The sequence below is a fragment of the Roseivirga sp. genome, from assembly GCF_034669765.1.
Taxonomy (GTDB): domain Bacteria; phylum Bacteroidota; class Bacteroidia; order Cytophagales; family Cyclobacteriaceae; genus Roseivirga.
The window spans coordinates 124244-148600 of the sequence record NZ_JAXMOQ010000003.1; the positions used below are offsets into that span (position 1 = coordinate 124244).

A 24357-nucleotide genomic window follows, 5' to 3' on the forward strand; every position below is an offset into this window, starting at 1 on the left:
ATCAGAGCATCAATAACAAATTTCACTAAAACCAAGATCATGAAAGCCATAGACTTTACTGCGCTAAAAGCATTATACATTAATTGTACCCTTAAAAAATCACCAGAGGTAAGCCATACCGATGGACTCATGAAAGTCTCCATGGACATTATGGAAAAGGAAGGAGTCACTGTTGACCATATGCGATTGGTTGACCATGAAGTGGCTTTGGGTGTTTACCCTGATATGACAGAGCATGGTTGGGAAAAAGACGAATGGCCAGAACTGGTGAAGCGAGTGTTAGAGGCTGATATTCTTATTATAGGTACGCCTATTTGGCTAGGTGAAAAGTCATCGGTAGCTCAAAAGCTGATTGAACGACTTTATGCCATGAGTGGCATACAAAACGACAAAGGTCAATACCTCTTCTATGGCAAAGTGGGTGGTTGTGTAATTACTGGAAACGAAGATGGTGTAAAACATAACGCGATGTCTATTCTATATGCCTTGCAGCATGTTGGGTATTCAATAGCGCCTCAGTCAGATTGCGGATGGCTAGGTGAAATAGGTCCTGGCCCGAGTTATTTAGACAAAGAGTCGAATGCGGGTCAAAATGATTTCACCAATAGAAACACCACTTTTATGACCTATAACCTTATGCATTTGGGTAAAATGCTGAAAGAAGCGGGTGGTTATTCTGCTTATGGCAACTCTAGAAAAGACTGGGATAACGGTAACAGATGGAGCTTTGAGAATCCAGAATATAGAGAAGGTCCTAGCTAAATGGTGAGCCAAAAAATGATGTCCACCCTCCTATTCATACGTCTACCATAATTCGTAGAGTTGTCGTAAGTGGGGTTGAAAAGGCCGAAATCTTTGATTTCAATGGACTCTTTTTTAACGTCCTTATTTTCTAAAAGCAGTTTTATCACAGATTGGCTTCGCGCTTCGGAAAGCAACTCATTGTATTCGCTTCCGCCAACATCATCTGTGTGACTATGCACTGTTATCATGAAATTATGAACATTCGGAATGGAATCAAGAAAAGCTAATAACTGCTTAGATTCCTGTGAATTAACATAAGAACTTCCTCCTCTAAAAAAAACACTTCGAATATAAGAAGGATCTCCAACTTGGGCTTTGGTAGACAGACAACCGAAAATCAATATGGCGACAAAGAGGCTCTTCACTTCCCTTAATTTATAGCATAAAAATGATTTATACATCTATAATAAAACCAAAGGTAACGAGCTGCCTATATTTTTCTGATATTCGGTAATTTTAGAGGCTAAAATGAAGAGATTAATCATGATCATGGGTGTTTCGGGTGCAGGAAAAACCACTGTTGGAGAAGCACTATCTAAGTCTTGTCACATCCCTTTCCTCGATGCTGATGACTTTCAAACTAAAGAGATTATCAGGAAAATAAGTAGTGGAATCTCTCTAAATGATGATGATCATTGGACTTGGTTAGCTTCAATTGTAGAGCATGTTTTAAATACGCATAGATCAGATTTTATATTGGCTTGCTCGGCTTTAAAACAATCCTATCGTGATTACCTTTCGCAGCGCTTAAGCATCATCTTGGTATATTTAAAGACTTCAGAGGCAGAAGCAATGGAGCGCTTAATCAACAGAAAACCCCAATCATTACAGCGCCTCTTAGTTCAATCGCAATTGGCCATATTGGAAGATCCAAAAGACGCAATAGTTATAAATGCTGAAAACAGTCTAGATAAGGTCTTGGAAGAAATTGAAGGTAAAATAACGAATAGGTGAATCGAATTCTGCTTAAAGGATTTTAGCCATTACGATCATTATTCACAGACTTTCGGTATTTTCACAAAGTATATAGTTATCCCTTATGGAAAAGAGTATCACAGAACTTATGAATGACCCTGCCATCAGCAATTTGGTAATCGTTTTCGTTGGTCTATCTGTCATTTGGATACTGATTAAATTTATCCAAAACAGGTTCACTGGAAAAATCAAAGCAGCTGACAACCGACATAGGACTAAAAAGCTCATCAGTTTCATAGGTTATTTCCTGACCATAATCCTCATTACTACAGTATACAGTGACCGTTTAGGTGGTTTTGGCGTTGCCTTGGGGGTTGCTGGTGCAGGAATTGCCTTTGCCTTGCAAGAAGTAATCACCAGCGTGGCGGGATGGTTAGCCATAGTTTTCGGTAATTTCTATAAAACTGGTGAACGAGTGCAACTTGGTGGTATCAAAGGCGATGTGATGGATATTGGGGTTTTGCGTACTACCCTTATGGAGGTTGGCCAATGGGTAGATGGTGATCTTTATAATGGTAGAATTGTAAGAATCTCCAACAGCTTTGTGTTCAAAGAGCCTGTTTTTAACTATTCTGCAGACTTTCCTTTTTTATGGGACGAAATGACAATCCCACTCAAAACGGAATCAGATTACCAATACGCAAAGGACACTTTCCTGGCAATTCTGGAAAGTTCTTTAGGTGATTTCACAAAAAATTCTCAGGAAGCTTGGAATAAAATGACCCAAAGTCTTTATGTAGAAAATGCACAAATCACCCCTATGGTAAGTATGTCTTTTAATGAGAGCTGGATGACTTTTACCCTTCGGTACATTGTGAATTATAAAATGCGTAGAACTACAAAAGACATGCTTTACATTCAAATTTTAGAAGCCATCAGGGCCAGTAATGGCAAATTGAAAATAGCTTCGGCTGCCATGGAAATTACCGCAATGAAAAACGATTAGATTTCAACCAATGGAAATTAAAACTTTTAAGAACCCTGAAGCTACTGCAAAAGCCTTTGCGGATTATTTATGCGAAAAACAGCTACAGGTTAATCGGTTGAACATTGCACTTTCTGGTGGTTCAACTCCTAAACTTCTATTTGAAGTTCTGGCACAGAAATATTTAGATAAAATTGAATGGACCAAATTTCACTTCTATTGGGGAGATGAACGCTGCGTACTGACTACTTCTGGCGAAAGTAACTTCGGTATGACCTATGAATACCTTTTTCAACACATCGAAATACCTGAAGAGAATATTCATCGTGTTTTGGGTGAAAACAACCCAGAAAAAGAAGCTACTCGTTATGGCAAATTGATTACAGAAAACCTGCCTTCAATTAACGGTTTACCCCAATTCGATTTGGTAATACTTGGTTTGGGTGAAGATGGCCATACTGCTTCAATTTTCCCTCATCAGATGGGCCTGCTTACTTCAAAAGAAGTTTGTGCTGTAGCGGAACATCCAACTTCTGGTCAAAAACGAATTACGCTTACGGGCTCAGTGATCAATAATGCTAAGGAAGTCTGCTTTGTAGTGGTAGGTGAAGCTAAAGCTGAAAAAGTGAATGAAATTCTAAATATCACTGGCCACTGTGAACTTTACCCAGCGGCCTACATAAAGCCTACCCATGGTGAGCTGATTTGGTTTTTAGACAAAGCCGCTTCCGGAAAATTAGAGCTTTAGTCTTCGTATTCTCCATTCAGCCCAAAGCAAATTAGGTACCCAACAAAGCCAAGCGATAATTACATAAGCGGAGATAAAATCCATTCCAAAACCTACTTGAAACATTGGTAACCAAATGCGAAGCGTAACTGCAGCAAAAGTAACGGCATAGCTTCTAATCATCCATTTTTCATGAAGGGAAACTTTCCCTTTCCGTATCGTTCTATACCCCTGAATGGTAGTGTACAACCAAGCACAAGCCAAGCCGATAAAGCCCAATTTAGAAACCCAACCACCTTCAGCATAGACAGCAATATATAAGCCCGTTATGCCACTCAGCAGCACAGCAATCACATAGACTTTGCCCAAGTTTCGGTGAAAATTGAGGTACTTATTCCTGAATTTCTTCATGAATTGAGACCATCCTATCAACAAAGAAAATCCCCCAACATAAATGTGAATATTGAATAACAGCCTCCATAATTGGCTGGATTTAATGGCTTCTGATTTTTGGGAAAGCAGTCCGAATTGCTCTAGATTTTCTGTGAATATGTAGCCCAAAGGGTACAAGCCAACACCTATGGCAAAGAAGACTAGGATAAACCAACCAAATTTTTTCATCGTAAATCAATTAAAAAGCATCTTCCCACAATTGATGGCCAGACCTAGTGTCATTCAAAAAAATAGACTTGCTCAACTACAAGATAAGACCTCTCGAATGAAAATAAAAGTGACATTCAAAAGGGAAATCTACTGTAATCAAGATGATATATTGAATTCATCAATCTCTCAATCGAGCCTTAATCCACTTCTCCCACTTTAGATTTAAGAGCAATGCCAAACCGATTTGTGACCAACAACATATTTACAAGAAATTCAAAATTAAATCTTCTGAACCTTACATAAATAGAAAGGTAATAATTATATTTATACCCAATAAAAACACACTTTATGAAAAAGCTAACTTCTTTGATTTTTGTTCTTCTCGTTTTCAGTGCTTGCACGGACGCGTCTCCCGACATAGAGTACACCGATCAGAGTGCATACATCGAGAATGAAACTTCCGACACTATATACATCTCTTATTCTACTGATAACCAAGTACTTGAAGATCGCAATAGTAATCAATTAAAGCTTTTAAGTTCCATAAAAATCGATTCTGTTTCACTAGGAGAGTATAATAATGATTGGTTTGATAGATCTGACCATAAGATTCTAGACCACATTTCTCTGGGTAGTCAAATAGTAATGACCAGTGATGAACTCAACTCAAAGATTCACTATTTGAATATCTACAAAATAGTGGATGGAAATATTTTGAAAGCCAATATTGATTTAACTGCCTACAAGGCTTGGAACAAAATAAGGCCATGGGATGACAATAGAAGAGTACGTACACGTAAGTTTTATTTTTATGTAACCGATGAGCTCTTTGAATAAAGATGTTGAACTCATCCCTTTTAGCTTTCCTCTCAGAAAAAATCAAGCGTAAACACAAAGAATTAGTATCTCAGACCTTAGTCATTGCTAAGGCCTGAGTTTAAAACCAAGGTTACTCACTCCTAAGGGTATCCACTGGGTTTTTATGGGCAGCCCTAAGCGATTGATAACTAATGGTTGCAATGGCAATGGCCAAGGTGCCTAGCATAGATACAGCAAACACCCAAATATGAATCGGAGTACGGTTAGCGAAATCACTTAGCCACTGATCTACTAAGAAATAGGCAATCGGTGATGCTAACAGCATGGCGATCAAAAACAGTTTGGTAAACTCAGAAGAGAACAGCACCACCAGTTCAGAGATTCTCGCACCCAAAACCTTTCGAATGCCCAGCTCCTTCAGCCTTTGTTCGGCAGAGAAAGCGGCTAAACCGAATAGGCCCAAACAGGCAATAAGCAAAGCCATGATGGTGAAAATATTGAGTACCAAACTCATTCGGCTTTCTTCTTGAAAGGTATTCTCAAAGTCTTCATCCAGAAAACTGTATTCGAAAGGAATGGTAGCATCCACTGCCTTAATGCTCGCTTCAACTCGATCGAGTACAGTCTGTAAATCTTCAGAACTGGCAACAACTTGGGGATTCAAACGCATGGAATAGAAAGATAGCCCAGCACCATAATCCCACACCTTGTTGTTATCGAGGTTGATGAAAATTAGGGGTGCAATTTCTTGACGTACACTAGCGAAATTGAAATCCTTCACCACGCCAATGACTTCGAATTTATCCTCGCTGCCCGATGCCAAAGCCACAAACTGACCTACGGCACTACTCGGATCATCTCCTCCCCAGCCCAATACTTTCACGGCTTCTTCATTCAGAATCACTTTGTATTGATCGGTAGTTAATGCTTGATCAAAATTACGGCCTGCCAAAAACTCTAAGCCCAACACGTCCAGGTAATCCGCTTCTACACGTAAGTTGCTTAAAGCCACCACAGGCGCTTCTGGCTCCGTAGATTTATACCGATCACCCGAATCAACATAAGGCGGCACACCAAAGGATTTTCCGACTTTGGTAAAGGCTGGCATAGTGGCCAACTCAGTCTTTAGGCGTTCGGTATCGAAGCCCATTTGCTCAATATTGCCGATTTGCAAAACATTTTCTTTAGCAAATCCCAAATCTAGATTCGAAGTATAGTTCAGCTGTTTCTGGACGAAGAAAGTACAAATAATCAGCGTCATGGAAATGGTGAATTGAAAAACCACCAAGCCATTCCTAATGCCTTTCCCCCTAAAACCTGCGCTCATTTTGCCTTTTAATACCTGAATCGGTTTGAAGGAAGACAGGTAGAAAGCTGGATAACTGCCTGCAATAAAACCCAAAAGTAAAACGAAAACCAGTAGCACCGCAATAAAAGCGGGTTGGCTTAAATAAGGCGTGAGTAATAACTCTTTCCCCGAAATGGCATTGAACCAGCCCAAAGATGAATTGACAATAAAGAGTGCCGCCACTGTGCTTACTGCCACAAACAAGGTAGACTCAAAGATGAATTGCTTGATCAAAGTACCTCTTTCGGAACCCAATACTTTCCGGATGCCGACTTCCTTGGCACGATTGGAAGAACGGGCTGTAGAAAGGTTCATAAAGTTGATGCAGGAAAGTACCAATACCAAAATCCCAATGGCCATAAACACTTTCACCAGTTGCGGATTGCCAACAGGGCCAAAGGCATTGTAGGGAGGGTCTTCCGACAAATAAATCTCTTTCACAGGCTGTAAGGTCAATTTCCAAGGATTACCAGCGGTAAATTCTTCAAAGCTCTGATTGAAAATTTGCTCTGTGGTGGCAGGCGCATATTTAGGGGGAATGGCCTGAATCTTATCGTTCAAGGCAGCCATATTAGTGCCTTTATTTACCTTCGCATAAGTAGTAAACGCTGTCCAAATCCATTTCCAGCCATCACGGTCCATTTGGGCCTGGTAGCTGTTCAGCGACACCAAAACATCAAACTGTAAATGAGATTTACTTGGCACATCAACCAAAACACCCGTCACCACAAAGCTTTGCCAAGTGCCATCCCATTGCTTTACTTCAAGCGTTTTTCCCATGGCGCTTTCATAACCAAAATAGCGCTCGGCAGCGGTTCGGGTCATCACCATACTATTGGGGCCTTCAATGGCGGTTTTTGGGTTCCCTTCTGAAAACTCAAAAGAAAAAACTTCAAAGAAGTTGTTTTCTACAGCGTAGAAGGCACTTTCTTCAAAGGACTTGTCCTTTTTAGCCTCGGCTTTATAATTGGTGATTTGTGAACCCAAGGACATGATTCGAGTGACTTCCTCGAATTCCGGCACTTCTTCTCGCAACGCCACCGCCACATTGGGCCCAGTGTTCGACATTTGAGCCGTCCAATCAGTCCATATATTGGGTTGGTTAACCCGATAAACCCGATCTATCTCGGGTAGAAATGTGTCGTAGGTAGTTTCATGGTGAATGAAAAGACCGATTGTGAGCGAAATACTAATTCCGATCATTAAACCGAGCAGATTGAGCACGGTGAATTGCTTTTGCCTGATGGCATTACGCCAGGCAATTTTAAACATGTTTTTGATCATCATGGTGTTATTACTTTGAGTTTTGAAAAGTGAAAAAGAAGAGAATCCTATAAGCAAATGGAGGGCATCGATCCAATACATGAACCGCGCATACCGCTTGCCTTTGACCAGCATTCTGTCTTCGTAAATTTCTTGTAAGTCCCCTAAAAACTCTTCCAAGTACATTTTATTGATGCACTTAGCTGCCAACCAATTAGCGAGTTTAGGCGTATTGAATTTCTTCTTAGGCATTAGTGACCTGCATTAAGTTGTGGAATCAACTGCCACATTTTTTGGCGAACATCTTGGGCGGCTTCTAATTGGCGCATACCCGAAGGAGTGACTTCGAAAAGGCGTTTGCGTCTGTCACCTCGTTTTTCGGTGTTACCGCCCATTTCAGATTTGAGCAAACCTTTGTCTTGCAAACGGTAGAGGGTAATGTGCACCGCACCCAAAAGTATGGAGCGACCGCTGTGCTTTTCTACTTCCTGTTTTACATTAATGCCATAGGCCTCCCCTTTTAAAATACAGACCGCCAAAAGCACCAACTCTTCAAACTCACCTAGCCCTTTATTTTTCATTAGATATACATTATATGTTATACAAAGTTATAAGTAATAGATTGAAATACAAATGAGCTAATTAAATGGAATGAGATTACTCTTAAACTCTATCCGTAAAGGGCGCGGAGTTGCGCAAAGGCTTAGTAGTTAAATGACACTTAGTAATTTAACTCTAAACTTGTTTTGGCAACCTTTAAATCTACCCTCCCTGAATCCTAGTATTTAATGTTGTTTCATAAGTCATTCCGTAGGTTCCGAAGCTTCGGAATTTCACGACTCACGAGACAACTCCTTTTTTGTATTTCTGAAAAAGACCTTTACAAGGTGACTGTTCTGGGCAATGGCTCACGCAACAAGAAGGTTATGCAATTTATAGTTTAGAACAACTTCCTCAAGACCAACATTATTTGTGTATTTACTATAAGGACTTTTTAATAAATTACGTGGAATATGAGCGTCATAAACTTGCCAGCGCTTAGCATTGCACTCCCCCAACCCAAATCCTATGAAATCACTTTTTACCAGCCTCCTCATTGTCTTATTGATGATTTCATGTGCCTCGCCAAAGCAAGAGGATGAGGATGGGATGTTTGTTGTCAATCAACCGGCAGAGTTTGAAAGTCAGGAAGCCATTTGGTTGATTTGGCCAGCTACCGATCATAAAGAAGGGGAATCCGTTGAAAAAGTCACACTCTCAATTATTGAAGCCCTTATCGAAGACGTAAACATTGTGGTGACTTGTAAGGACAAAGCACTGCTAAACCATGCCAGCGAAGTATTAAAAAACCACTTTGGAACGCTGAAAAATATCACCTTGCTAGAAATCCCTTCTTTTGAGATTTGGGCAAGAGACATGGGGCCAATCTTTGTAGAAACGAACCAAAACACCATGGCCATTGCTGACTTTAACTTTAACTCCTGGGGCTATTCAGACACCTTAGACCTTGATACGAAAACCGAAGAAATGTATGATGTAAGAGTCGCTGAGCACTTTAATTTACCTGTTATTTCCAGCGCAATGATTAGCGAAGGAGGAAATAGAGAAGTGAATGGAAAAGGGACATTGATTACCACAGCCTCAGTGGAAGAAGGTAGAAACCCAGGCATGACCAAGCTGGAAATGGAAACTGAATACAAAAGACTTTTGGGTGTTAAAAAAATCATCTGGCTCAATCAAGGTTTGGTGGAAGACAATCACACATTCCTTGGGCCTGTTACCACCTCAGATGGCACAAAGGCTTATACCGTAGTGACCACCAATGGTCATATCGATGAATTCGCCCGTTTTGTAAATGACTCCACCATTCTTTTGGCAGAAATAGACAGTGCTGAATTTGATGATCCTATCGCTTTTGAAAACCATCAACGCATTGAGGAGAATTACCAAATACTGTCCTCTGCCACTGACCAAGACGGTAACCCATTTACGATTGTACGGCTGCCGCTTCCTGGTACCATTTTCACCACAATGAGCCCAGGAGATTATGTGTATGAATACATCAAAACACTTGATTACACCGATGGAAGCACATTTCCTGATGGAGAAACCGTAAAAGTAATGGCGGCACTCAGTTACCTCAACTTCATTATTACCGACAAGGTGATTGTTGGTCAAACTTGCTGGAGAGCAGGAATGCCTGAGGAGTTGAAGTTAAAAGATGAAAAGGCCGCTCAGGTGTTGCAGTCTGTTTTTCCCAATCGAAAAGTAGTGATGATTGATGCCTTTGCTGTCAATTTAGGCGGTGGTGGAATTCATTGTATTAGTATGAATCAGCCTGCGTTTATGAATGATTAGGATTAAGGCCTCACAAGAGCAAAAGGCGAACATTCCACATTCCAACCGTCATTCTGAAATTTCAGTCCGAGGCAACGAGAGATGGAATGAAAGCTCCGAAACTTCGGAGTGTCTGTCCTTATCCTCAACCGTATTACACAGACGGATTCTTACTTCACCCTTCGTTACACTCCGGGCTCATCAGAATGACGGGAAGTGATGGCCTCTGCGTCACTTAGCGTTCTTTGCGGTTAAAAAACACAAACCTTTAAAATCCCCAAGGGGCACTTGGTGTAGTCACCGTTTTGGTTAGGTCAAATTTTACTGAGAACACGCGGTCACTTCCAATTCTTTTTAAGTTGTAGGTAAAGCTTTTGTCATCTACTGTCACCCACCAAACATTGTTAGAAGCGTAAGGAATTAGGTCTGAAGTTTCTTGATCTGCAGGGAAAAACTGAATATTGTCCAATCCTGTATTGGAGCTTAGACCACCATATTGTGTAACTTCATCTTCGGTACCGTCCTCATGTCTATGGTCGTGTTTTAAACGAATGAGCTTATCTTCTGTCATCGTAAAAACCCAAGTACGAGACTTATCTTCGCCCACAAAAAATGGAATTCTGATTGTATTGTCTTCGCAAGAACGCACATGCATCACAAGTTTCTCTCCCATAAAACCATCTCCCTCTACTCCTCCGGCAGTAATTTCTCCTTCATAAGACTTTCCGCAATGCGTTTGTAATGTATTCCAAAACGTTACCGAACCTGGGAGTTCTTGTGCCATGATCTGGATAGGAAACAACATTAAAATCAACAACTTTTTCATACGCTATAGCTTATATATTAAACAATGATATGGGTATTATTTGAATTTAAGGCATGTCTTCTTGTTAATTCCACTAAGCAAATGATTGAACTGCTACGGACCTTGCTATCGCTATTTAGCCATTTGTAAAATTCGCTTCAATTCTCTCACCATTTCTATGCTGGTAGTGCTTTCGTTTTTCGGAATGGCTGCACTGTGATATTCCGTAGCGCCCGTCTCAAATAAGCGTTCCAAATTGTTTGGTCTCACACCTCCACCTGGCATAATAATCATTTCGCCTTCGGCTTCTTCAATCAACTCGCCTATCATATCAAGCCCGTCTAAAGCATTTGGGGCGGTGCCCGAAGTCAATATGCGTTGAATCCCGATTTCCTTCAATGTTTCCAGTGCCTCGAATGGATTGGGCACAAGGTCGAAAGCCTTGTGGAAAGTAACGTCTAGAAAACTGGCACATTCCAGCAGTTCTGCCGTCTGATAATCATTAATGGTTCTGTCCTCATTAAGGCAACCAATCACCACACCATCGCAGCGCATTTCGGCACAATGGCGAATGTCTTCTTTCATGAGCTCCATTTCCATTTTGGAGTACACAAAATTACCCGCACGCGGACGGATCAATACAAATACAGGAATTTGGAGCAGTTCTCTGGTCAGTTTAATCAAACCGTGACTGGGGGTAAGTCCATCGGCTTCTAAGTGCGAACAGAGTTCGATTCTATCGGCTCCACCGTTTTGGGCGTTCAGGGCAGATTCTATGGAATTGGCACAAATTTCAAGTAGCATAGGGCAAATATGGAAATAGCTTTGGCAATAAACCCGCTGATGAAACAATTTTCTTAAACACCCTTTTATATTTGTGCTTAGGATAGAAAAATCAAACATAGGTTATGAAAAATATATCAGTTATTGGTTCAGGTACAATGGGCAACGGAATCGCTCATGTTTATGCTCAAAGCGGCTTTGCTGTAAATTTGGTAGACATTTCTGCTGACGCTTTAGCGAAAGCCGTAAAGACCATTGAAAAGAATTTGGATCGAATGGTGGCCAAAGAAAGAATTGACGAAGCCACTAAAAATTCGACTTTAGCAAATATTACTACCCACACCGACCTTAAAACTGGCGTAGCCAATGCCGACTTGGTGATTGAAGCGGCTACCGAAAACGTAGACATCAAACTTAAAATCTTCCGTGATTTAGACGCCTTCACCAAGCCTGAATGTATTTTGGCTTCCAACACCTCCTCTATTCCAATTACTAAAATTGGTGCGGCCACCAACAGACCTGACAAGGTGATTGGAATGCACTTTATGAATCCTGTTCCGGTCATGAAATTGGTAGAGGTGATCAATGGCTATGCTACTTCGGCTGAAGTAACGGCTTTGGTAATGGAAACTTCAAAGAAATTGGGCAAAGTGCCTGTGGAAGTAAATGATTACCCTGGCTTTGTGGCCAACCGTATTTTGATGCCGATGATCAATGAAGCCATTATTTCTTTGTTTGAAGGCGTGGCGGGTGTTGAAGAAATTGACACCGTAATGAAACTAGGCATGGCGCATCCGATGGGGCCATTGCAACTGGCCGACTTTATTGGGCTAGACGTTTGCCTTTCTATTATGAATGTGCTTTACGAAGGCTTTGGTAACCCGAAATACGCTCCTTGTCCACTGTTGGTGAACATGGTCACCGCTGGTTATTTAGGCGTGAAATCTGGCGAAGGTTTCTATTCTTGGAACCACGGCACCAAAGAGCTGATTGTTTCAAAGCAGTTTAAGAAATAAGGAAATCACTTTCCAGCATTAGAAATTGAGAGTGTCTAAAAAGGCACTCTTTTTTGTTTCATTAGTACTGCTTTCCGTTAGGCAGGTGCATTACAAAATAGGCACTCGCCAGAGGGAAGCACCAGTGGGGATATATCAAAAGTCTGGCTTCTCATCCCAACCTTGAGGTGGAGGCTTAATGTCTTTCTGAACAATTTCTATTACTTCAAAAATTTTAGGATCGTCCTCGTAATAAAGAATTAATAACCGTTGCCCAACGGTAGCTCTACCGCATAGCCTAGAGAAACATCTATCTCGAATAGAATCATCTTTTACTCTATAAATAAAGCCAACCCCTCTCGATTGACTAGTTGATTCAATACTAGTGACATCGGCAATAGTATATTTCACTTTTGATGTACTAACTATTACAGTCTTGTAGACTAGGTAAACAATGACGAAAACAGCAAGTGCTCCTAACAAAACTTTGGGGAAGCGAGTATCTACCTTTGGTTCATTATTTAATTCCATTCCTTTTACAGTCTAATTATTATCTAAATTTCTAGCATTTACTTCTCACTAGTTTGGACTGGTCTTATCCCCATTCTCAACGCTTAATATATAAAAAACCAGCCTTGTTTCTAAAGCTGGTCTTTCTGTTCTATTTCATCCTCGTTTACCGTACTAAAGGCACTTCTTAAAATAGGTACTCGCATAGAGGTATTATTCCAAGCCAAAAAACAGTGGTCTAAGCCCCCATTCTATTAACAAACTATCAGCTTCGAAAAGAGTAATCTCCTTACCGACTGTAGGTGGAAACTTATCCTTAAAATATGTTATCAATCTAAAATTGGTCGAATCTATCATACCTGGATACCAACTGGAAATAAGTCTGTAAGCTTTATCAGTTATTGACTCAAAGTGAAAAACATCTTCCTCTTTCAATAAAGTATTATTACTGAAATAAATCCTCTTCCATAAATGACTAGGCTTTTCTGAAAGCACTCGGTTTTGGCGATTGCTCCAGTAAACGAAATTGGTATCACAGTCATGAATTACCCATTCTGGTTCAATAATAGGCAAACCTAGTTCAATTCGGTTTTCATTATAGTCTAATCCATACTGCTCAGGGCACGCACCAGTTCTATTGTTGGTACAGCTAAAAGCGTTAAAAACAATAATTATGAATACAGGTTTGAATAATTTCATTTTAAGGCTACTTAGTTTGCCTAACCTTCTACAATATTACAAAATACGCACTTCTTGTGCATAAGAAGATAGCGCTAGATTTGATTGTGAGTAGTAAACGAATCCTGATCCCGAAACTTCTGGATCAGGATGACGATCTAAAAAAAGCTAACTCGGAACATACCCACTAATTAAACCTTATTCATTAGCTTTAATCTTAACAATCATGACAATAGCAAAAGCATTCAACATTCTAATTGTTAGCTTAAGCCTTATCGCTTGCAAATCGGAGCCTGCACCAGAGGTAGATGAGATTAGTACTTCCCCCAATATTTTGCTCATTATAGCCGATGATATGGGTTTAGATGCTACACCTGGTTTTTCTGAAGGAAGTGTAAAACCTTACATGCCCAACCTAGAAGCATTAATGAACTCAGGTGTTTCGTTTATGAATTTTTGGTCAGCGCCAGTTTGCACTCCTACCCGAGCCACAATCTTAACCGGAAAATATGGAGTGAATACCGGGATTTTAGGGGTCGGTGATGAAATAACAACGAACGAAACCTCTCTGCAAAAGTACATTGATAACAATGCGTCAACCGATTATAACCATGCCGTCATAGGCAAGTGGCATTTGTCGAATAGCGCGTCAAACCCTACGGACATGGGCGTAGGCTACTATGCGGGAATTCTAAGCGGGACGGTTCAATCCTATACCAGTTGGCCATTAACTGAAAACGGTAGTACTTCGACCAATACAGAATACACTACCACCAAACTCACTGATTTGGCCATTGATTGGCTAGGGGCGCAAAGCCAGCCTTGGTTTTTGTGGATGGCCTACAATGCTCCGCATACCCCCTTCCATTTACCGCCTTCTGATTTACATCATCAGGGAGACTTAGCCTCGGACAGTGGGTCAATTGACGCTAACCCAACTCCCTATTATATGGCGGCCTTAGAGGCCATGGATACTGAGATCGGACGTTTGCTGGCTTCAATACCAGAAGAAGAAAGAAGCAATACCATTGTAATTTTCATTGGCGACAACGGAACTCCGAACCGTGTTGCTCAAGCACCTTATGGACGCCAAAAAGCCAAAGGGACATTATACCAAGGCGGTGTAAATGTCCCCATGGTTGTGTCGGGAAAAGGTGTAACCAGGGGGGCTGGAGCAACAGAAACAGCATTGGTGAACTCCACCGATTTGTTTGCTACCATCGCTAACCTAACGGGCATTGAAAACACGACAATCAATGACAGTCAAAGTTTCGTTGCTATGCTCTCTCAAGCCAATCAAGAAGGAAGGGATGTGATTTACACTGAAGCTATTGAGACTAACTCAGCCGGCTATACAATTAGAAATAGCAAATTCAAATTGATCGTTTTCACTAATGGAAATGAAGAATTCTATGACCTAGAGAACGATCCTTATGAAACCGAAAACCTATTAAACGGAACGCTGAGCACGACAGAAGCCAGTGCAAAAACTGAATTGAAAAATAAAGCACTAGAGATTAGAGGCTAATTTTACAAAATTTCACCCTCCCTCTTTCTACAATTAAATCAGACCTTAAGTGATTTTGGGTCTTGGTGAGTATTCCAAAAAGTGATTAAATCAATTCTATTGGCTGACTTTGACACTCTATAAAACAAAGTCATGTGCTTATTTATAACGCACTTATAAACCTGATCAGACTTTCTATAGACAGGATACAACTTAGGATTTTGCCGAATTGAATTTACTACTTCATCAATTCGATCAAGGAAGTTATTGATGGTCAATACATCCCATTCCTTACTCAAATAGTCTAATTTTTGGTTCAAAGTGAACTTAGCTTCAGTTGTCCATTTAACAACGAAACTCATGAGCCATACTTAGCCCGCATTTCGGACATTACATTCTCGTGGTCATGGACTTCATTAGACTTGGATTGTTCAACCCCTTTATCAATAGAGTTTTCCAATAATTCGGCCCTCTCCTCCAGTGCATTTTGCAAAAAAGCATTTACACGAGAAACAATAGTAGCGTCCTGCAATTGTATCAGTCGCTCTATTAAATGAAGTTTCTCTGTTTTGATATCCATAGTACAAAGTAACGAATTATAGCAATAAAAGTATAGCCCATACTCAGTAGGGAAATGATTGATATTTTATTTACTCAGGCTCTAAGCCGATCCAAAAACCGCATCAAAGAACGAAGTATTAGAAATTAGTGGCTAATTCTATAAAACTTCACCCTTCCCTTTTCCTCAATCAATTCGAGGCGCCATTGCTTTTCAGCCACTGCCTTTTTAAAGGCGGCAAAGTTGGCGGTATCGTTATACTCTTCATTGAAGTAGGCTTCATTGAGCAGCACATAATCACCCATTTCAATTTGAGAGAAATCCATTTCAGAGAACCAGAGATACTTATCCTCTACTTCGTTGAAACTGTAAAAGTAAGGATATCCATAAGAATTAAGCCCATCGGTAATGATGGTTTGGACTGCTTTATCTTCCACCAAATATTGCTGTACAATGCTTTGTTCTTCTTTAAAACCTCGATTGCCCGATTTGTAAATGGTGTAAGCCGGAATCATTAAAAAGCCAAGCACAGCTGCAATCAGTACCACTTTGTTTTTCAATAATTCAAACCATTGATGCTGAGGCCAGAAAGTAACGGCCGTCATAATAAAAGCAGGAATAAAAAAAGCGATATGTCGTGTTTCCAGCGGCAATGGACTATAATACCTCCAGTTGGTTGAAAAGAACCAATAGCTCAGCATTAAAATCAGACTGGCAATCGGCCAAAATTTATCGGCTTGTTTTAGGTTGAAATCCTTTCGTTTTAAGCCAATCATAGCAGGCAAAGCCAACAACAGCGGAATAAAATAACCACCCTTGGTGAAGGTAATCAGCGGTAAATAAGTCAGGCGTTTCCAAAGCAGAGATTCCTTATCGAAGAAAGTTTTAACGGTGGCCACATGATTGTTCGCAATATTTTCGAAACGATACATAAAGCTGCCTTTGGTTTCCAAATACCAAAAACCATGGAGCAGAAAATAGAAAATGCCCAAACTGATAAAGATGCGCCAAAAGCCTTTGTTCCTTCTATTAATTCTGTCGGTAATAAAGAGATAAGCCAGCAGCGGTAACAACAGAAACACCGTGGTTTTGATCAGAAATGCGCCCAGCAATGCGGTGGCCGTAATAAATCCAGTCAGCCGATAATCCGCTTCATTTTTCAGCACCAAATAATAGCCCACCAGAAATATAAAAATGCAGAACGTTAATGGCAGTTCCGGAAAAAGGTGAATAGCGAAATTGATCATGTGGTAATCACAGAGTATGAGCATTCCGCCCAAAAGTCCGATCCAGTAATTTACCCTATTCCCCAAAAAGAAAAAGAGGTTGATTAGGCCCAAACCACATAGCATAGGAAAAACCACCATGCTGTATTCGTTAATCCCAAACAGGTCAATAAACCAAGCGGTGGGGTAAATCAGGGCCAACCTACTTGTGAAATGATTGGTGGTTACTTCAAAAGTGCCTTGATTAATTTCATTGGCAAAATTGAGGTAGGTGTAGTCATCCCAAAACGAAAGACCTTCGTTGGCGAAAAACCAAACCGCTATAAAAAGCAGGTTGATGGCCAACTGAATCCAGCGGTATTGTTGGGGTGAAAAAATTCTCTCTGCGTTCATTAGCAACGAATATAATTGAAATCAAGCCATCTATTCCTATTTTAGTGACCAAACCCGTTATGCACTTATTCTATCAACCCGATATTCCCGCAGGCACTTTGCATTTAGATGACGAAGAGTCGAGACATGCCATTAAAGTTATGCGCTTAAAATCAGGCGATAGCATTCAACTTACCGATGGTAAAGGCAGCTTTTATACCGCTAACATTACCGAAGCACATCACAAAAAGTGCGCTTTCGAAATTACAAGCAAAGAAGAGGTCAAGCCACATTCCACTTTCAGGCACTTGGCCATCGCCCCTACCAAAAACCTAGACCGCACCGAGTGGTTTGTGGAAAAAGCGGTAGAGTTGGGTGTAGACCGAATCTCCTTCCTCTTAGGTGATCATTCTGAAAGGAAAGTATTGAAGCTGGATAGAATTGTAAAAAAGGCCATTGGTGCCATGAAGCAATCGGGGCAGGCTTTTATGCCGCAACTCAATGAACTGACTTCCATCAAAAACTTCATCAAAGAAGTTCAATCGGATCATAAATTTATGGCTTATGTAGATTTTGAAAACGAAGCTTTACTGAAAGACAAACTGGTCAGTTCGGCATCAAACTTAGTGATGATTGGCCCTGAAGGAGATTTTAGCGAACGCGAAGTGGAAATGGCCTTGGCCGCAGGGTTTGTAAAAGTAAGCTTGGGTGCCAATCGTTTGCGTACCGAAACGGCTGGTTTGGCAGCGGTGCATTTGATGAATTTGGTTTGAAATACCTTATTCAAAATAGCATCCCGACCAACAAAATTGTAAATCGTCAATCTAAATTCTAAATTCACCCATGGCTTTAAATTACATCTGGGTTGCCTTTTTCCTAATCGCCTTTGTGGTGGCGCTCATCAAACTCATCTTCTTTGGTGATACCGAAGTTTTTCCGGCCATGATCCAAAGTACTTTCGACATGGCGAAAACAGGCTTTGAGCTTTCATTGGCCCTAACCGGAGTTTTAACCTTGTGGATGGGTATTATGCGCGTGGGTGAAAAAGGTGGAGTTGTAGCCATTATTGCCCGATTTATCAGTCCACTGTTCACCAAGATCTTCCCAGACATTCCAAAAGACCATCCAGTATTTGGCCCTATGGTCATGAACTTTTCGATGAACTTTTTAGGCCTCGACAATGCCGCCACTCCCCTAGGATTAAAGGCCATGAGTGGTTTGCAAGAACTCAACACCAACAAAGACACTGCCTCCAATGCTCAGATTATGTTCTTGGTATTGAACACTTCGGGCTTAACGCTAATTCCTGTTTCTATTATGGCTTATAGGGCTACAGAAGGCGCAGCCAACCCAGCAGATATTTTCATTCCCATTTTATTGGCCACCTTCTTTTCCACTTTGGCTGGGCTGATTACGGTATCTATTTATCAGAAAATTAATCTTCTGAATAAAACCATTCTGCTCTATTTAGGCTCGCTCACTGCCCTTATCGTTTTAGCGATTTACTATTTTCAAAGCATTCCTCAAGAAGAGGTTCAAGTCATTTCTTCGGTGGCCAGTAGTCTTATTCTCTTTACTGTGATTGCCTCCTTTATTGGGCTTGCGCTCAAAAATAAGATCAACGTTTATGAGGCATTTATTGAAGGAGCGAAAGATGGTTTCAATGTAGCCATCAAGATCATTCCTTATTTAGTCGCCATTTTAGTGGCCATTGGCGTGTTTCGTCAATCGGGTACTTTAGACATTATTGTAAATGGGCTTCGCGAAGTGTTTGCCCTTACAGGTATGAACACTGATTTTGTTGATGCCCTCCCTACTGCCCTGATGAAACCACTAAGTGGCGGTGGCGCCCGAGGTATGATGGTAGAATCAATGCGGACTTATGGAGCCGACTCATTTGTAGGTCGTCTCTCCAGCGTCTTCCAAGGCTCAACCGAAACCACATTCTATGTACTGGCCGTGTATTTCGGTTCTGTGAATATTAAAAACTCTCGGTATGCCGTTACCGCTGGTCTTATAGCCGACTTTGTGGGAGTAATTGCCGCCATATTTATCGCTTATCTATTTTTCTATTGAGCAGTTCAAAACCTATTGTGCTAAATAGGAGTTGAAAGCAAAACAAAACAAACAAAACCACAAACATGAGAAAATCAATCATTACGCTTTTTGCCCTAGCGGCATTGCTGGTCACTTTTAACGCGCAAGCACAGAAATTCCCAGACCCAGACGCAAGCCCTATGGATGCTGCTTACTTCCCAGATCAACAGCCACTGGATGAAGTAATGGGTAGACCAGTGAAAGAACTTAAAATCAAAATTTACTATGGGCGCCCTCAGCTAAAAGGCAGAGTGATGCTAGGAGAAAAACCAGCTCCTTTTGGCGAATTGTGGAGACTAGGCGCTAATGAAGCCAATGAAATCACTTTTTACCAAGATGTTACAGTTGGCACGACAAAAGTAAAAGCAGGCACCTATACGCTATTTGCAATTCCCAACACCGACAAATGGACATTTGTACTGCACAGTAAATTAAACACTTGGGGAAATTACACTTTAAAAGACAGCAAAGAAATTGCTACAGTTGATGGCCCAGTGAGCAAGTCTGACGAGTCTATCGAATACCTTTCTATGGTGTTTAAAGAAGTTGCTGGTGGCACTCACTTAATGGTAGGCTGGGAAAACACCATTGCTGAAATGCCTATTAAGTGGTAATAAGAACTTAACTGAAAATTGAAAGGCACCGAGAGGTGCTTTTTTTTTGTGGTTTAACGTTTTGAATAAACGCCTGTTTTAATGGCGTTTATTTTTTTGTTGGCAAACGTATACAAGGCATTTTATCTAAAATTCGATAGTAGATAATAATTCTAATCAACTGATTTTGGTGCATTACGCAGCATAAAAATTCCCATCAACATGAACCATATTATTTGACTTATTCCAAAAATTTCAGTGAATACATCTAATGGATAAATAGTTAAAATACCTGCCAGACCAACTACAACACCTAAAAAAATGAATGATTTTGGGAAACTTTTCTCCTTTATAGACGCTAAACTTAAAAGTAGTACCCAAATTCCTCCCACAATTTCGTTTCCACCTCCTAAACCTTCAGTGACTATACTAACACTAGACCAGATTAACATTGCTTGTTCTGGTTCTTTGGCTCCAAGTTCAACGACAGAGTTTAGACCTATGTTTCCTATCATTCCACTAGCTATGACAAGTCCAACCCAAATCAAACCAAATACAGAGGCAATCTGAGAAAGGACTGGAGAAAATTCTTTCAAACGTTGATGGATAGCGAGAACCAATACGGCAAGCAAAATACCGAACAATACATATATAATCAGGTTCATCACTGATAAGATGAGTTGATTATCAGTCAGAAATCTAAGCTCCTGTACTGAATCTGCATCTATAGGAGGATATACTAATACTGCACCATAAACAATGAAAGCAGTTATATAAATAACAGCTTCTAGAATTGCTGCTATGCCTCCTGTTTTTTGTAAATTATTCATCATTTTATCTTTACATTTTGTTATAGGATGCAGACGAATCAATTGACAAGATGTTACAATTTAAGAGCTAATGTTTGCCAACGTTCTATAACGCGCACTTTAATGCTCGATGTATTTCCAATAGTTAGTAAAAAGTCAAGTTAGCTACGGAAATAGCTGTGCTATACGCACCTTTTAACAAGTGCTATTTTAGTGAAATTAACTGATAAAACAGTAATATGCATTGGGCACTTAGCATTTAACAGCCAAGAGAGTCTGCGTTCAGCGTCATTGTTCCTTCGTTGTAGCTTTCACCGCTGGCCGTAGCCTCTGGCGTAGGGCTCAGCGCAAGCGTTGCGAACCTGCTAATGTATATCGAAGTGAAAGAGTAAACGTGAAGCAATCTCACCGCTAAATTGCTGTGCTAGAGATTGCTTCATGACAACACTCCCCTAGCCCCTCTTTTTAGAGGGGAATAGTTCAGCATCAATTTTGAGCATTTGCATTAAAATTGATGCAAATAACCTCCAACCCCATAAGTAACCTCAAGAGCAATCCCTCCTTTCTCTTGCGCCCGAAGCTTTCACTGGTGGCTGTAGCCTATGGCAAAGGACTCAGCGAAGGCGCAGAGAAGGGTAAGGGAGGTGATTAAATAAGAATGCACAATCAATTGACCATACCAACCCACCCCTAAGCCCTCCCAAGAGGGGAATAGTGTGGTGCTAATTTTAAGCATTTAAGATCCTTCTTAACCACTACAGCATTTCCTTCTTAAGGAGGGCAGGGAGGTGACTATACTAGAATGCAGAACTCATTAACTATGCCAAACCACCCCCTACCCCCGCCAGCGGGGGACAATTCAGTGCCAATTTTAAGCGCCTAAAATCCCTATTAAGCTCCACGGTATTCCCTCCTTTCTCTTGCGCCCGAAGCTTTCACTGGTGGCTGTAACCTGTGGCAAAGGACTCAGCGAAGGCGCAGAGGAGGGTCAGGGAGGTGAGAAGCTCCAAAATCACAATGAACCTAAAGTAAACTTCTATCTATAATTTTGAGCCAACTCTTCCGCTTATCCCTTCAATAGTTAGCGTAAAATAAAGCCGTTGTATTTCAGATACTTTGGGCTTATTATTGGTACAAACAACCTTACATGCATGAAAAAGATTTTTACACTCCTGCTGACCTTTGCTGTTATACAGCTTTCGGCACAGCAGCACAAAGCTGACTTTAAGGCAGCTCAGAAATTTAGCTCAAGTAATCTGAGCAAAATGCTGAAAAGCACGCGCGTATCTCCGCAGTGGTTTAAAGACAGCGACAAATTTTGGTACACTTACACCACTACTTCTGGAAAGAAATTCTACGTAGTAGACCCGGTAAAGAAAACCAAAAATCAAATGTTCGATAACAAGGACTTTGCAGCGCAATTGAGCGAACTTACCCGCAAGCCTTGGAACCACAATGACCTTGATTTAAAAGGCTTGAAACTGGAAGATGACAATACCACACTTAAGTTTATGGTGGACAGCATCGACTACCATTTCAACCTGAATTCAAAGCTTATTACCAAAGGTGATTCTACTGAGAAAAGACCTAAGAGAAACAACTGGGCTTCTTATTCTCCAGACAGTACCTACATCACATTTGCTAAAAATCATAACCTATATATGATGATGGCAGACGATGCGGATTCAACTGAAATTCAATTGACAGAAGATGGTGAAAGATGGTTTAGCTATGCAGGTGATGCGGGTGACACCACCACCGACAAAAGGTCTAGAGCAAGAGTAAGATGGTTTAAAGACGAGGCGAAATTCTTTGTTAACCGTTCTGATTCGAGAAAAGTAGAAGAACTTTTTGTAATTAACGAGTTAACGCTTCCGCGACCAAAATTGGAAGTATATAAATATGCCATGCCGGGCGATCAAAATGTCCCCCAGGAACATCTTGAAATCTTCGACCCGAAAACAAGAACACATATTGAAGTTGATGTCGAAAAATTCACTGACCAAACCATCAGTGCTTACTTACCGGGTGAAACTTCTGACAAGCTTTTCTTGACCAGAATGAACCGAACTAGTGATACACTAGACGTAAGTGTAATCAATACCGCCAATGGTGACTTGAAAGTGCTTTTCCAAGATGTTGACCATCCTTATTTCAACTGGGATTATCAGCAATTATTGATCATGGAAGAAGGAAAAGAGTTGATCTGGTGGTCGGAAAGAACTGGCTTCGGGCAGCTTTACCTTTATGATGGCCAAACAGGTGCTTTGAAAAACAAAATCACCAACAGCGGTCATTTCGTAACTGGCCAAGTGCAGAGTGTGGACACCGTAGGTAGAAAAGTTTATTTCGAAGCTTTCGGAAAAGAAGATGGCATTGACCCTTACTATGCTTTAATGTACAAAGCCAATTTTGATGGTTCTGGCTTCAAAGCCATTTCTACTGAAAACGGAAACCACAGAATAAGCATGTCGAAGTCGAATAAGTACTATGTAGACAATAACTCTGCGGTAGATGTTACGCCAACGGCCTCATTAAAAGACAATAACGGAAACGTAATCATGCAGTTAGAAACTGCCGATTTGAGCTTATTAGAGCAAGCGGGTTGGGAAAAACCAGAGCGTTTCACCATGAAAGCCGATGATGGCATTACCGACCTTTACGGTGTAATGTTTAAGCCATTCGATTTTGATTCTACAAGAACCTACCCAATCATTTCTTATGTATATCCTGGACCACAAGTAGAGTCGTTCACCAATGATTTCACCATTACTGGCGGTTACCAAACGGCCATGGCGCAATTGGGCTTTATTGTAGTGAGTATGGGCCACAGAGGAGGTTCGCCTATGCGTTCTAAATACTACCACACTTACGGATGGCAGAACTTAAGGGATTATGCTTTGGCTGATGACAAGCGTGCTTTAGAGCAACTGTCTGAAAGACACGAGTGGATCGACCTTGACAACGTTGGTATCTTCGGTCACTCAGGTGGTGGATTTATGTCTACCGCGGCCTTGCTTACCTATCCTAACTTCTACACCGCTGCGGCTTCTTCAGCGGGTAACCATGACAACAACATTTATAACAAATGGTGGGGCGAAACGCACAATGGTGTGATCAAAAAAGAGAAAACGAAAAAGGACAAAGACGGTAACGAAACTACCACTGTCACTTGGGATGGAAAAGTAAAAACCAACCAGTCTTTGGCCAGCAACTTAAAAGGACATCTATTACTTACACATGGTACAATCGATAACAACGTACATCCAAGTAATAGTATGCGTGTAGCAGACGAGTTGATGAAAGCGGGTAAACGTTTCGATTATATGCCAATTCCAGGTTCTAGACATGGCTATGGCAGTAAGAGAGATTACTACGAGCAATTGATGTGGTATTTCTTTGCTGAGCATTTGCTAGGCGACTACAGAAACAATGTAGATATGGATTTACCTGACGGTAATTAATTAGAAATAACACCAACCAAATTGAAAAGACCTGTAAGAGATTGCAGGTCTTTTTTTGTTTTAGAAAAGTAAAGTGTAGACTTACTTTTTGTCTTTGTTGGTGTCCATTCAGCAATCCCCACAAACTGCGCCCTTGTAGGTGCTCTTCACCACCAAAC

The 24357-nt window shown here is 40.8% G+C and carries 24 protein-coding genes; 12 read left to right on the plus strand and 12 right to left on the minus strand.

Translation table 11 applies throughout. From position 1 onward, the window contains the following. Window positions 1-39: 39 nt before the first annotated feature. Complete coding sequence (locus VOI17_RS06595; RefSeq protein WP_323756451.1) at window positions 40-762, plus strand: flavodoxin family protein; 723 nt, start codon at window positions 40-42, stop codon at window positions 760-762. Here the strand turns inward: VOI17_RS06595 and VOI17_RS06600 are convergent. Next, window positions 759-1169: an OmpA family protein gene (locus VOI17_RS06600; RefSeq protein ID WP_323756452.1), complete on the minus strand. Its 411-nt coding sequence runs from the start codon at window positions 1167-1169 to the stop codon at window positions 759-761. The genes VOI17_RS06595 and VOI17_RS06600 overlap by 4 nt on opposite strands. A gap of 103 nt (window positions 1170-1272) precedes the next feature. On the opposite strand from VOI17_RS06600, the gene VOI17_RS06605 reads away from it, so the two are divergent. From VOI17_RS06605 to pgl, 3 genes are all read left to right on the plus strand, one after another. After that, a complete protein-coding gene (locus tag VOI17_RS06605) occupies window positions 1273-1758 on the plus strand; it encodes a gluconokinase (protein ID WP_323756453.1) in 486 nt (161 codons plus the stop codon). An 85-nt stretch (window positions 1759-1843) separates the two neighbouring features. Continuing rightward, on the plus strand, window positions 1844-2725 hold the full coding sequence (locus VOI17_RS06610; protein ID WP_323756454.1) for a mechanosensitive ion channel family protein: 882 nt from the start codon (window positions 1844-1846) through the stop codon (window positions 2723-2725). 10 nt (window positions 2726-2735) lie between these two features. Next, entirely contained in the window at window positions 2736-3452 is a 717-nt protein-coding gene (gene pgl / locus VOI17_RS06615; RefSeq protein WP_323756455.1) for a 6-phosphogluconolactonase, read from the plus strand. On the opposite strand, the gene VOI17_RS06620 is transcribed toward pgl, so the two are convergent. Beyond that, entirely contained in the window at window positions 3441-4052 is a 612-nt protein-coding gene (locus VOI17_RS06620; RefSeq protein ID WP_323756456.1) for a DUF2306 domain-containing protein, read from the minus strand. The two genes, pgl and VOI17_RS06620, sit on opposite strands and share 12 nt — an antisense overlap. A 330-nt stretch (window positions 4053-4382) precedes the next feature. Between VOI17_RS06620 and VOI17_RS06625 the strand changes: the two genes are divergently transcribed. After that, window positions 4383-4871 carry a hypothetical protein gene (locus tag VOI17_RS06625; protein ID WP_323756457.1) on the plus strand — a complete coding sequence of 163 codons (489 nt, stop codon included), beginning with the start codon at window positions 4383-4385 and terminating at the stop codon, window positions 4869-4871. A gap of 112 nt (window positions 4872-4983) precedes the next feature. Here the strand turns inward: VOI17_RS06625 and VOI17_RS06630 are convergent, their stop codons facing one another. Together VOI17_RS06630 and VOI17_RS06635 are read right to left on the minus strand one after the other, a co-directional pair. Next, window positions 4984-7716 carry an ABC transporter permease gene (locus VOI17_RS06630; RefSeq protein ID WP_323756458.1) on the minus strand — a complete coding sequence of 911 codons (2733 nt, stop codon included), beginning with the start codon at window positions 7714-7716 and terminating at the stop codon, window positions 4984-4986. Then, window positions 7716-8045 carry a PadR family transcriptional regulator gene (locus VOI17_RS06635; RefSeq protein ID WP_053224537.1) on the minus strand — a complete coding sequence of 110 codons (330 nt, stop codon included), beginning with the start codon at window positions 8043-8045 and terminating at the stop codon, window positions 7716-7718. The genes VOI17_RS06630 and VOI17_RS06635 overlap by 1 nt, the downstream gene beginning before the upstream one ends. 487 nt (window positions 8046-8532) lie before the next feature. Between VOI17_RS06635 and VOI17_RS06640 the strand changes: the two genes are divergently transcribed. Continuing rightward, entirely contained in the window at window positions 8533-9822 is a 1290-nt protein-coding gene (locus VOI17_RS06640; protein WP_323756459.1) for an agmatine deiminase family protein, read from the plus strand. A 247-nt stretch (window positions 9823-10069) separates the two neighbouring features. On the opposite strand, the gene VOI17_RS06645 is transcribed toward VOI17_RS06640, so the two are convergent. Then, entirely contained in the window at window positions 10070-10627 is a 558-nt protein-coding gene (locus VOI17_RS06645) for a hypothetical protein (RefSeq protein ID WP_323756460.1), read from the minus strand. Between the two features lie 111 nt (window positions 10628-10738). Beyond that, entirely contained in the window at window positions 10739-11410 is a 672-nt protein-coding gene (locus tag VOI17_RS06650) for a copper homeostasis protein CutC (RefSeq protein WP_323756461.1), read from the minus strand. Between the two features lie 104 nt (window positions 11411-11514). On the opposite strand from VOI17_RS06650, the gene VOI17_RS06655 reads away from it, so the two are divergent. Beyond that, the gene (locus VOI17_RS06655) at window positions 11515-12405 is read left to right on the plus strand and encodes a 3-hydroxybutyryl-CoA dehydrogenase (RefSeq protein ID WP_323756462.1); all 891 of its coding nucleotides are present in this window, start codon (window positions 11515-11517) and stop codon (window positions 12403-12405) included. 135 nt (window positions 12406-12540) lie between these two features. Here the strand turns inward: VOI17_RS06655 and VOI17_RS06660 are convergent, their stop codons facing one another. Both VOI17_RS06660 and VOI17_RS06665 read right to left on the minus strand, forming a co-directional pair. Next, window positions 12541-12915, minus strand: coding sequence for a hypothetical protein (locus VOI17_RS06660; protein ID WP_323756463.1), 375 nt, complete (start codon window positions 12913-12915; stop codon window positions 12541-12543). 192 nt (window positions 12916-13107) lie between these two features. After that, a complete protein-coding gene (locus VOI17_RS06665; protein ID WP_323756464.1) occupies window positions 13108-13593 on the minus strand; it encodes a hypothetical protein in 486 nt (161 codons plus the stop codon). 205 nt (window positions 13594-13798) lie between these two features. Here VOI17_RS06665 and VOI17_RS06670 point away from each other — a divergent pair, with 205 nt between their 5' ends. Further along, on the plus strand, window positions 13799-15100 hold the full coding sequence (locus VOI17_RS06670; RefSeq protein ID WP_323756465.1) for a sulfatase-like hydrolase/transferase: 1302 nt from the start codon (window positions 13799-13801) through the stop codon (window positions 15098-15100). A gap of 38 nt (window positions 15101-15138) precedes the next feature. On the opposite strand, the gene VOI17_RS06675 is transcribed toward VOI17_RS06670, so the two are convergent. The 3 genes from VOI17_RS06675 to VOI17_RS06685 form a co-directional block, all read right to left on the minus strand. Beyond that, a complete protein-coding gene (locus tag VOI17_RS06675) occupies window positions 15139-15441 on the minus strand; it encodes a type II toxin-antitoxin system RelE/ParE family toxin (protein ID WP_323756466.1) in 303 nt (100 codons plus the stop codon). Beyond that, window positions 15438-15659 carry a hypothetical protein gene (locus VOI17_RS06680; RefSeq protein WP_323756467.1) on the minus strand — a complete coding sequence of 74 codons (222 nt, stop codon included), beginning with the start codon at window positions 15657-15659 and terminating at the stop codon, window positions 15438-15440. Before VOI17_RS06680 ends, VOI17_RS06675 begins: the two co-directional genes overlap by 4 nt. Window positions 15660-15784: 125 nt before the next feature. Further along, the gene (locus VOI17_RS06685; protein ID WP_323756468.1) at window positions 15785-17257 is read right to left on the minus strand and encodes a hypothetical protein; all 1473 of its coding nucleotides are present in this window, start codon (window positions 17255-17257) and stop codon (window positions 15785-15787) included. Window positions 17258-17316: 59 nt separating this feature from the next. Between VOI17_RS06685 and VOI17_RS06690 the strand changes: the two genes are divergently transcribed. From VOI17_RS06690 to VOI17_RS06700, 3 genes are all read left to right on the plus strand, one after another. Then, entirely contained in the window at window positions 17317-18009 is a 693-nt protein-coding gene (locus VOI17_RS06690) for a 16S rRNA (uracil(1498)-N(3))-methyltransferase (protein WP_323756469.1), read from the plus strand. Window positions 18010-18079: 70 nt separating this feature from the next. Further along, window positions 18080-19312, plus strand: coding sequence for a nucleoside recognition domain-containing protein (locus VOI17_RS06695; protein ID WP_323756470.1), 1233 nt, complete (start codon window positions 18080-18082; stop codon window positions 19310-19312). Window positions 19313-19377: 65 nt separating this feature from the next. Beyond that, window positions 19378-19947, plus strand: a complete 570-nt coding sequence (locus tag VOI17_RS06700; RefSeq protein ID WP_323756471.1) for a DUF2911 domain-containing protein — start codon at window positions 19378-19380, stop codon at window positions 19945-19947. A gap of 152 nt (window positions 19948-20099) precedes the next feature. Here the strand turns inward: VOI17_RS06700 and VOI17_RS06705 are convergent, their stop codons facing one another. Continuing rightward, complete coding sequence (locus VOI17_RS06705) at window positions 20100-20759, minus strand: DUF4386 family protein (protein WP_323756472.1); 660 nt, start codon at window positions 20757-20759, stop codon at window positions 20100-20102. 1127 nt (window positions 20760-21886) lie between these two features. Here VOI17_RS06705 and VOI17_RS06710 point away from each other — a divergent pair. Next, window positions 21887-24199, plus strand: a complete 2313-nt coding sequence (locus VOI17_RS06710; RefSeq protein WP_323756473.1) for a S9 family peptidase — start codon at window positions 21887-21889, stop codon at window positions 24197-24199. The last annotated feature ends 158 nt before the right edge of the window (window positions 24200-24357 follow it).

Coding starts and splice junctions, on each gene's coding strand:
- VOI17_RS06605 (WP_323756453.1), top strand. CDS start 1,273: ATGAAGAGATTAATCATGATCATGGGTGTTTCGGGTGCAGGAAAAACC.
- VOI17_RS06630 (WP_323756458.1), bottom strand. CDS start 7,716: ATGCCTAAGAAGAAATTCAATACGCCTAAACTCGCTAATTGGTTGGCA.
- VOI17_RS06705 (WP_323756472.1), bottom strand. CDS start 20,759: ATGATGAATAATTTACAAAAAACAGGAGGCATAGCAGCAATTCTAGAA.
- VOI17_RS06610 (WP_323756454.1), top strand. CDS start 1,844: ATGGAAAAGAGTATCACAGAACTTATGAATGACCCTGCCATCAGCAAT.
- VOI17_RS06650 (WP_323756461.1), bottom strand. CDS start 11,410: ATGCTACTTGAAATTTGTGCCAATTCCATAGAATCTGCCCTGAACGCC.
- VOI17_RS06640 (WP_323756459.1), top strand. CDS start 8,533: ATGAAATCACTTTTTACCAGCCTCCTCATTGTCTTATTGATGATTTCA.
- VOI17_RS06665 (WP_323756464.1), bottom strand. CDS start 13,593: ATGAAATTATTCAAACCTGTATTCATAATTATTGTTTTTAACGCTTTT.
- VOI17_RS06700 (WP_323756471.1), top strand. CDS start 19,378: ATGAGAAAATCAATCATTACGCTTTTTGCCCTAGCGGCATTGCTGGTC.
- VOI17_RS06595 (WP_323756451.1), top strand. CDS start 40: ATGAAAGCCATAGACTTTACTGCGCTAAAAGCATTATACATTAATTGT.
- VOI17_RS06635 (WP_053224537.1), bottom strand. CDS start 8,045: ATGAAAAATAAAGGGCTAGGTGAGTTTGAAGAGTTGGTGCTTTTGGCG.
- VOI17_RS06680 (WP_323756467.1), bottom strand. CDS start 15,659: ATGGATATCAAAACAGAGAAACTTCATTTAATAGAGCGACTGATACAA.
- VOI17_RS06675 (WP_323756466.1), bottom strand. CDS start 15,441: ATGAGTTTCGTTGTTAAATGGACAACTGAAGCTAAGTTCACTTTGAAC.
- VOI17_RS06695 (WP_323756470.1), top strand. CDS start 18,080: ATGGCTTTAAATTACATCTGGGTTGCCTTTTTCCTAATCGCCTTTGTG.
- VOI17_RS06620 (WP_323756456.1), bottom strand. CDS start 4,052: ATGAAAAAATTTGGTTGGTTTATCCTAGTCTTCTTTGCCATAGGTGTT.
- VOI17_RS06685 (WP_323756468.1), bottom strand. CDS start 17,257: ATGAACGCAGAGAGAATTTTTTCACCCCAACAATACCGCTGGATTCAG.
- pgl (WP_323756455.1), top strand. CDS start 2,736: ATGGAAATTAAAACTTTTAAGAACCCTGAAGCTACTGCAAAAGCCTTT.
- VOI17_RS06655 (WP_323756462.1), top strand. CDS start 11,515: ATGAAAAATATATCAGTTATTGGTTCAGGTACAATGGGCAACGGAATC.
- VOI17_RS06660 (WP_323756463.1), bottom strand. CDS start 12,915: ATGGAATTAAATAATGAACCAAAGGTAGATACTCGCTTCCCCAAAGTT.
- VOI17_RS06645 (WP_323756460.1), bottom strand. CDS start 10,627: ATGAAAAAGTTGTTGATTTTAATGTTGTTTCCTATCCAGATCATGGCA.
- VOI17_RS06670 (WP_323756465.1), top strand. CDS start 13,799: ATGACAATAGCAAAAGCATTCAACATTCTAATTGTTAGCTTAAGCCTT.
- VOI17_RS06690 (WP_323756469.1), top strand. CDS start 17,317: ATGCACTTATTCTATCAACCCGATATTCCCGCAGGCACTTTGCATTTA.
- VOI17_RS06710 (WP_323756473.1), top strand. CDS start 21,887: ATGAAAAAGATTTTTACACTCCTGCTGACCTTTGCTGTTATACAGCTT.
- VOI17_RS06625 (WP_323756457.1), top strand. CDS start 4,383: ATGAAAAAGCTAACTTCTTTGATTTTTGTTCTTCTCGTTTTCAGTGCT.